We start from the raw sequence: 7,082 nt of genomic DNA on the forward strand, positions 1-7,082 counted from the left end.
CCCGGTCGAGATTGTGAAGTAGCTTTTGGAGTAGCCTTTTAGCTGCTGATCCGAGCCGTTAGACTTCAAATTACTTTAGACTGATCAGGATTTCATCAATTGATAATGGCAAAAAGCGGAGCTGTCCCAAAAGTAGGGTTACTGTCAAAACTAGAAATAGCGGTGCAGGGAAGATGATCCTTGCGCCGCTTGATCCTGCCACACATTGTATGACCGTATCTCATGTGTAATAGTGTCATGATGCGGAATTCCTGAAATTCCTGCAAATGTGCAGGCTTTGATCATGTAAAGTCTCTAAATGCCCTAAATTGCTGCAAATGTGCAGGCTTTCTCCAAGGATTCTCTTCAAACTAGTCTATTCTGAACAATATTCCTGCATTTTTGCAGGCTTTTGTTCATCCTTTCATGGCTACTTTTAAAAAACTGCATTTTTACATGCTTTTCCTGATATCTTGCCTTTCCACTGCTAAACGAAGAAGCGTCCCTCAAAGTTATCTTAGATAACTTTGAGGGACAGCCTCCTTTCGTTGCAGTTATTTCAACGCAACCCCCAGCTCCGAGAACGGAAAATAAAACTCTGGAAAGCCAAATACATAAGGCAAATAGTCATATAACTGAAAGAAAATAACTACGCCATCATCCTTTAAATAATAGTTAGCGTTATTCCCTATCGTCTCAAACCCGCCGAAATACCCTTCCGTTTGTTTAAGCTTTGCGGCAATTACAGGATCTACGATGCTGCGGTAATTCGGGTTACCTTTCAGGATTTCATCCAGTGTCAGCAGCTTGCCATCTTTTAAATTAAACGTTAAACCCTCACGGATGCTGTTGCCATGCGCTCCTCCGGTATAAGCATACGTCTGCTCCAATATACTCAGAAGTCCCTTGCGATTAAAAGTCACCATGTAATTCCCAAGGTACTCATAAGGGCTTCCGTTCGGAGAAGGCTGACTTTCCTTTGCCTCTTTGATCGACTTTTCTACAAAACTATCGGCTCTGGATTGAAGCAGGGTGTTGATCTTCTCTTCCGCTCCTTTATTCTTCAAACCGCTAACCTGCGGATATTCCACCTTGATCGTTGCTTCTGGAAGTGTCTTCGATATCGTCTTTGTGTGGATCTTGATATTATTTAAACGGTGTGGAACTAAATTGAGCGTTTTTGTTTTCTCGTCCCACTCTGTGGTATAGCCTAAATTATCCGTGAGCACCTTTATTGAAACATAAGGCATCCCGTCGATTTCCTTCCACTCATAAGGCAGCACCAGCGTGCTCCCATCCACGATTGCCTTTGCCCCAATGTCTGCAGGCTGAAGCTGAACCGTGACATTTTGGCGTTGGATCGTATACGTTTTGCTATTTTTATCATATTGAACAGGCAGCTTTAGACCTTTGCGTATCAGCTCCAATGGAACCAATACTCCTTCTTTCCCCTGAATACCCTGCTGCTTCACAGGCTTTCCCTTTAACGTAATATTTACGGGCGTTGCCGCTCCCTGTCTTCCTGAAGCTTTCAATTCGATGATTTCCCTGGACGACGCCTCAGCAATAGAAGCTCCCGATCCGGCCAGCAGCAGCCCTATCACCATAAAACTAACCGCTAAAATAAGCAAATACGTTCTATATGCCTTACCTTTTATCATCTGGATGTCACCCCTTTTTGTGATGCCCCTATTATTTCCTCCACTGTTCAAAATAATGCTATCCTTCAGTATTTTCCGGGGGTGATATTGCCATTTCTGTTTATCTTCAACGGGAACCTTTCCAAAATAATGAAAGGGACTCCCAAGGTCAACTAGATGACCTTGGGAGTCCCTTTTCTTGTGATTGATACTGAATTAATTAAGCTGCTGCCTTTGGATTCTGACCATAGCTGTTTTGACCAGCCTGACTATCGGTGCACACGAATACCAGCAAAATAATTCCACCAACAAACGGAATTAGCCCGAGCAAAATCGACCATCCGCTTTTACCCGTGTCATGAAGTCTACGAACAGTAAGGGCAAGTGATGGTAGAAGCACAGCCAATCCATATATTAAATAAAGTGTCATAAACAGGGATGCAACCCCAGTAGTTCCTTCTCCTGCCATCAATGCAGGCAATGAAGATAATACAGGCAAGTAAAGAAGTAAAGCGATAATGCAATTAAATAATTGAAACAACCAATACTCCTTACGACGTGCTCTTCCGCTAAAATTTGCATAATTCTTAAAAGCCTTGAAATACCATTGCATAAATTGTCCCTCCAAATATGTATTTTTTTCTAAAACTATGTATCTTGATCCTTGCCACTACTAAATATACCATAATTCGACATTGTCCTGTATAATAAATTTATCACAATATTAATTTTATTAATTTACTCGTGTCCGCCATTATCTCCTCGACTGTATAAAATATGCTTTAACCTCATTCCGCTATATATTAGCCAATAGATAATCAGGAATAGTATTTTGGATTTGGACCATATTTATTGTTACCTTCATCACTGTCCAGGCATGTAAACACTAGCATAACAATTCCACCGGCAATTGGAATAAGACTGATCAAAACCCTTTCTTAATTATTTTATGTATTATGTATATTTCAACCTATACATTAATATATAACATAAATCGACAATATTTGTTATAAAATTATAGTTTTTAATCAAATAAAAAAACAGTGGTGCATTCCCCTAACTTCGGAGATCACACCACTGTTTTAATTAAGCCAATCTATGATACTCTAGATGCTATTTGAATGTTAGCGCCCGCTCTTCAGCTCAGTCCAGAAACGGTCATACAATTGAAGCATATCGCTAACATCACCGAGCCATTCTGTACGGGACAGCTCGTCTTGCGACAGGTTGATCATCCTGTCGTTATTGTATTCCTCGCTATGGAAAGGTTTAGCTGCCGTATTAGGATCACTATAGCCAATAGATTCATAGTTTTTCGCGCTTACTTCGGGATCAAGCATATAGTTGATAAATTTCTCAGCCAGCTCCTGATGCTTCGAATCTTTTGGAATCGCGTAGTTATCAGACCAGATCGTTCCGCCTTCTTTTGGCACAACATAAGCTACATCCGGATTATCTTTAGCAATAACCGAGGCATCACCAGACCATACAGTAGCGATCCAGCCTTCTTCCTGAATCATTTTCTGCTTGATGTTATCTGTATCAAAGGCAAGCACGCTTGGCAGCAAATTCTTCAGATCTTCTACAGCTGCTGTAATTTCAGCCTCAGCAGTAGAGCTGTTGGAATGTCCTGCTTTTTTCAAAGCCATACCAATTATTTCCCGATTGTCATCCAGAAGAAGCACCTTGCCCTTATATTCCGGATTCCACAAGTCTTCCCAGCTATCTATTTCATCCTTAACATATTTCGTGTTGTATGCAATTCCCGTAACCCCGGATGTATATACAATAGAGTACTTATTATCAGGGTCAAAAGAAGGGTTCTTATACGTATCGGCAATATTCGTAAAGTTCGGAATATTATCCTTGTTGAGCGGTGCCAGAAGATCCTGTTTAATCATTGTCGCTACCATATAATCAGACGGCTGAATCAAATCATAACCACCGCCGCCGGCTTTAATTTTAGCCAGAAGATCCTCATTGTTCGCGAACACATCATAGTTGATCTTAACATCGTACTGCTTCTCGAAATCCGCCAGAACATCAGCGTCAAAGTTGTCAGCCCAACTATAAATGTTCAGCGTCTCCTTGGAAGATCCACAGCCCGACAATACCGCAAGCACCATCATAACCGCCAGCACAAGGCCAGCCCATTTCATTTTTTTCAATTCGTTATCTCCTCTCTTCCAGAAAAAATATGATATCTAACTCAATATTTTGAGGTATATCCTAATTATCGCTCAGTATCCTCTTTAAAAAGGAAGTACAGATTGTTTCTTCTGTCCCTTGCCACGATTCAGTATGAACTGGGCCAGGAAAATTAACGTTACACTCACCAATATCAAAATAGTACATAGCGCATTAATTTCCGGGGAAATACCACGTTTGACTTGTCCGTAGATGTAAATAGGCAGTGTAGTCGAGCTTGGACCACTAACAAAAAAGCTTACCATAAAATCATCCAGTGACAAGGTGAACGCAATCAAGGCTCCTGAAATGATCCCCGGTAAAATTTGCGGCAGTGTTACATAACGGAAGGTCTGCCAGGCGCCAGCCCCAAGATCCTGAGCCGCCTCTTCCAATTGCCCCTTCATTCCCGTCAGTCTGGTTGAAACGACCACATACACATATGACATACTAAACGTAATATGCGCAATGATGATTGTTATTTTTCCAAGCGGCATATTTAACTGATTAAACAATACTAACAAAGACAGACCCATAATAATGTCAGGAATAATGATCGGCAAATACAACAAACCGCCCATTCCTGCTTTGGTTCTGCTGTTTACCTTACGTATCGACATAGCCGCGAGAGTACCAAGCACTGTGGAGACCACAGTAGAAATAATCGCCACCGTCAAACTGTTGCTCAATGCTTCCATCACATGGCGATTTTTAAATAGAGAAATGTACCAGTCGAATGTGAACCCGCTCCAATCGGCTGCAAGCCGTGAGCTATTGAAGGAATATGCGATAATAAAAGCGATCGGTACATAAATAAATACCATCATTAACAGTGAATGAATCCCGAGCAGCGGGTGGTTTTTACTCTTCATTGCCGCCCCTCCTTCACAGTCAGATGTTTAGATGTCATCGCCTTGTTAAAGAGCCCAATCATAATGAGTGAGGTGATTACAAAAATAACGGACAACGCTGATCCGAACGGCCAGTTTCTTGCTCCAAGAAATTGACTCTGAATAATGTTGCTAATCATTGCAGATTTTGCACCGCCCAGTATATCTGTCACGACAAACATACCTGTTGTTGATACATAGACCAGTACAGAACCTGTCATAATGCCTGATTTCGTCTGAGGCAGCGTAATGTGCCAGAACGATTTCCAGGCAGTCGCCCCGAGATCGCTCGCAGCCTCCAGCAGCTTCTTATCCATTTGCTCCAAAGCAACATAGATCGGCAGCACCATAAATGGAATGAAGGTATATACCATCCCAAGCAGCACAGCGCCCTTAGTGTACAGCAACTGCAAGGGCTCCTGAATCAGCCCAAAGTCAATGAGTAGATTGTTAACGACACCTTGCGTCCGAAGCAGCAGTACCCATGCATACGTACGAATCAGGAAGTTTATCCAGAACGGTATTGTAATAAGCACAAGACCCCATGTTTGCAGCTTTGGTCCGGCATTTGCAATATAATAAGCAAGCGGATAACTGAGAAGCAGGCACAGTACCGTAGTCAACACCGACAATACTATCGTATCCCAGTAGATGCCTAAATATAGAGGATCAAAGAAAGTCGCATATGACGCCAAATTGAAATCGAACACTACATTACCAAGCTCATCACGGCCCATAAAAGAAATAACGACTACGATCAGCATTGGGACGACTAGAAACAGGCAGAGCCACAAAAAAGTAGGCAATAAGCCGAGGCGTGATTTCCTCATGATCCGATGACCACCTCGTCCTGGTCGTTCCAATCCACCCCAACCTTCTCACCGATCTCCCAAGGGCGATTGTCTGTAAAGTCAAATACGATCGAGACAGTCATAGGCTCGTCATCAAGCTGAACAATTAATTTATGAATACTGCCGAGATAGAGGACATCAAGAACTTCACCTGTTCTTTTTACTTCTTCTGTATTGCGAACTGCACGCAGCTTCTCGGGACGCACAGCAAACAGCCGCCCGTCCTGTGAGAAAATGTTATTCTCTCCCACAAACGTAGCGGAGAACAAAGTGGTCGGTGTCGCGTAAATTTCACGCGGAGTTCCGATTTGCTCCACTCGACCGTTATTCATAATAACTATTCGATCAGAGAGCATCATCGCTTCCTCTTGATCATGTGTTACATATACGAACGTAATGCCCAAGCTCCGCTGCAGATGCTTCAGCTCAGACTGCAAATTTTTACGAAGCTGCAAATCCAGCGCACCCAGCGGCTCATCCAAAAGGAGTACCTTCGGCTTGTTCGCAATCGCGCGAGCTATTGCAACACGCTGCTGCTGACCACCGGATAATTGATGGGGATAACGCTTAACCAGCTGATTCAATTGTGTCATCGTTACCGCCTCTTGCACGCGTTCGCGCTGTTCCTTAAGAGGCATCTTTTTCATTTTGAGTCCAAAAGCAATATTATCTTCGACCGTCATATGCGGAAATAAGGCGTAATGCTGAAATACAAGATTTAAGTCCCGACGATTCGGAGGCAAATTCGTCAGATCAGTACCCTCCAGCATAATTTGTCCTTTAGATGGCTGCTCAAAGCCTGCGATCATTCGCAGAATCGTCGTCTTGCCGCAGCCGCTCGGGCCCAGCAAGGTAAGGAATTCCCCTTCCTTAATGGTGAGCGAAAGCGGATGCACAACGGGTTGCCCAGCAAAGTGTTTTTCGACCCCAACCAGTTCAATCATTTATGCACCAACTCCTTTTTAAGTAGTATGTTTAAGAAAAAAAGACCATATCCATTGGTATGGCCGACAGGTCTATCGATTCATTTTTTGCATATTCACTATACCTTGTTTTGGCGCGGGATACAACACTTTTCTAGACGCTTCGACAGGGGAAAGAGAGATTGTGGCAAAGTGGGAAACAAAAATAAAAAACCAGCTAATACTTTGTCAATAGACAGTTTTGTAGGAAAGAGATTTTTGATATACTGATCAGGTTTAAGGATGTTTTAGAAAACATATCCGTAAAAACCTGTTCGTAGCCTGGAATGACTTGATCGATCAGTGCACGCATATTTAACCTGGCCTGCACATACAAGCTTGTAACGAACTCATGCTGACGCGTTAAGAACTGCAAGTCTGTGAAAGCTTGTTTTTGGATGGGATGAGCAAGCCAATCTTCTTCTTGATAGTACAGATCGCCTAGATGCCATGCATCGGATTCATCGGTTTTGACCTTGCGCAAACCCGTCCTTCTAGCTCGCTGTGCCTGTAAAGGATTGACCAGAATAACTTCAAATGCTTCGCGCTGTAAATACTGAACAAGCACTCGAT

General features: G+C 42.8%; 8 protein-coding genes. All 8 read right to left on the reverse strand.

The features are described from left to right. Window positions 1-533: 533 nt before the first annotated feature. Window positions 534-1,640 carry a PdaC/SigV domain-containing protein gene (locus BLS49_RS25465; protein WP_245742767.1) on the reverse strand — a complete coding sequence of 369 codons (1,107 nt, stop codon included), beginning with the start codon at window positions 1,638-1,640 and terminating at the stop codon, window positions 534-536. Between the two features lie 199 nt (window positions 1,641-1,839). Continuing rightward, complete coding sequence (locus BLS49_RS24200; protein WP_091236670.1) at window positions 1,840-2,232, reverse strand: DUF805 domain-containing protein; 393 nt, start codon at window positions 2,230-2,232, stop codon at window positions 1,840-1,842. A gap of 205 nt (window positions 2,233-2,437) precedes the next feature. After that, on the reverse strand, window positions 2,438-2,548 hold the full coding sequence (locus BLS49_RS25655) for a DUF805 domain-containing protein (protein ID WP_139173182.1): 111 nt from the start codon (window positions 2,546-2,548) through the stop codon (window positions 2,438-2,440). Between the two features lie 195 nt (window positions 2,549-2,743). Further along, on the reverse strand, window positions 2,744-3,787 hold the full coding sequence (locus tag BLS49_RS24205; protein ID WP_091236673.1) for an ABC transporter substrate-binding protein: 1,044 nt from the start codon (window positions 3,785-3,787) through the stop codon (window positions 2,744-2,746). A gap of 84 nt (window positions 3,788-3,871) precedes the next feature. Beyond that, window positions 3,872-4,678 carry an ABC transporter permease gene (locus BLS49_RS24210; RefSeq protein WP_091236675.1) on the reverse strand — a complete coding sequence of 269 codons (807 nt, stop codon included), beginning with the start codon at window positions 4,676-4,678 and terminating at the stop codon, window positions 3,872-3,874. Continuing rightward, window positions 4,675-5,526: an ABC transporter permease gene (locus BLS49_RS24215; RefSeq protein WP_091236677.1), complete on the reverse strand. Its 852-nt coding sequence runs from the start codon at window positions 5,524-5,526 to the stop codon at window positions 4,675-4,677. The genes BLS49_RS24210 and BLS49_RS24215 overlap by 4 nt, the downstream gene beginning before the upstream one ends. After that, window positions 5,523-6,491, reverse strand: coding sequence for an ABC transporter ATP-binding protein (locus tag BLS49_RS24220; protein WP_091236679.1), 969 nt, complete (start codon window positions 6,489-6,491; stop codon window positions 5,523-5,525). Before BLS49_RS24220 ends, BLS49_RS24215 begins: the two co-directional genes overlap by 4 nt. Before the next feature lie 196 nt (window positions 6,492-6,687). Next, window positions 6,688-7,082 (reverse strand): IS110 family transposase (locus BLS49_RS24225; protein WP_139173183.1); only part of this gene is annotated, 395 nt, incomplete at its 5' end.

It is taken from the genome of Fontibacillus panacisegetis, from assembly GCF_900102215.1.
Lineage (GTDB): Bacteria > Bacillota > Bacilli > Paenibacillales > Paenibacillaceae > Fontibacillus > Fontibacillus panacisegetis.

Coding starts and splice junctions, on each gene's coding strand:
- BLS49_RS25465 (WP_245742767.1), bottom strand. CDS start 1,640: ATGATAAAAGGTAAGGCATATAGAACGTATTTGCTTATTTTAGCGGTT.
- BLS49_RS24200 (WP_091236670.1), bottom strand. CDS start 2,232: ATGCAATGGTATTTCAAGGCTTTTAAGAATTATGCAAATTTTAGCGGA.
- BLS49_RS24210 (WP_091236675.1), bottom strand. CDS start 4,678: ATGAAGAGTAAAAACCACCCGCTGCTCGGGATTCATTCACTGTTAATG.
- BLS49_RS24215 (WP_091236677.1), bottom strand. CDS start 5,526: ATGAGGAAATCACGCCTCGGCTTATTGCCTACTTTTTTGTGGCTCTGC.
- BLS49_RS24220 (WP_091236679.1), bottom strand. CDS start 6,491: ATGATTGAACTGGTTGGGGTCGAAAAACACTTTGCTGGGCAACCCGTT.